This is a genomic window from Luedemannella flava (assembly GCF_039528515.1).
In the GTDB taxonomy this organism is placed as follows: domain Bacteria; phylum Actinomycetota; class Actinomycetes; order Mycobacteriales; family Micromonosporaceae; genus Luedemannella; species Luedemannella flava.
Genome location: NZ_BAAALT010000219.1, coordinates 1,127 through 2,096, shown reverse-complemented (window position 1 = coordinate 2,096; position 970 = coordinate 1,127). Strand labels below are relative to the sequence as shown.

The 970-nt window shown below is 78.8% G+C and carries 1 protein-coding gene; it reads left to right on the top strand.

Annotated elements, in window-relative coordinates; translation table 11 throughout:
- The coding region (locus ABD211_RS26845; RefSeq protein ID WP_344137738.1) for a hypothetical protein at nt 1-970 on the top strand (970 nt) is incomplete at both ends.

The window sequence follows — 970 nt, the reverse complement described above, 5'->3', positions numbered from 1 at the left end:
CCGGCGCGGGGCCGAGCACCTGGCGCGCGGCCGGGTGCAGCCGGGCGCGGCGCACCTGCGGGCCGGGCTGGAGCTCACCCCGGCCGGGCCGACCCGGCCAGCCCGGCTGCTCACGGCCGTGGAGGCGCTGCTCGTGGCCGGCGACATCGCCACCGCCGTCGAGTACGCCGAGCAGGTCGCCGCCCTGCCGCGCGACGCCTGGTCGGACTACGTCAACGGGTACCTGCTGCTGGTGAGCGGCGACCAGGCGGGTGCGCGCGAGCGGCTCTGCCGGGCGTACCCGATGGTCGACAGTGACCGGGGCGCGGGCGGCGACGCACCGCCGGGCCTGCGCTCGCGCATCGCGAGCCAACTGGCGATCCTCGGCGTCGTCTCGGTCAACTACGCGGACATGGTCACCTACGGCGCGGCGGCGGTCGCGGACCCGGACCTGCCGCCGTGGGCGGCGGCGTTCGCCTGGTTCACCCGGGCGCTCGGGCTGTCCGTGGCGGGGCACAGCGACGCGGCGCTGGCCGAGCTGACCGGCGCCCACCTGCCCGGCTCCCCCGCCGGCCTCGACGGGCTCGTCGCGCGCGGCATGATCCGCCTGTGGTCCGACGACCTCGACGGCGCCCACGCCGACCTCGGCGCCGCCCTGCGCCGGGCCGTGCGCGGCGAGCCGCTGCGCATCGGCCAGCTGCTCGGCTTCCTCGGCGAGGCGGAGTACCGGCGCGGCGAGCTGGTCGCCGCCGCCACGCACACCGAGCTGGCCGTCGGCGACGCGGAGGAGAACAACCGGGTCTGGGACTACGCCATGCTGCACGGCCTCGCCTGCTATCCCCTCGCCGCCCAGGCCGAGTGGGACGCGGCCGGCGCGCACGCGGAGCAGGCCACGGCCTGGGCGCGGATGACCGGCACGCCGGCGGCCGTGCACGACGAGGCGGCGGCCCGCGCGGCGCTCGGCCAAGCCCGGGGCGTGCCGGCAGAGCTG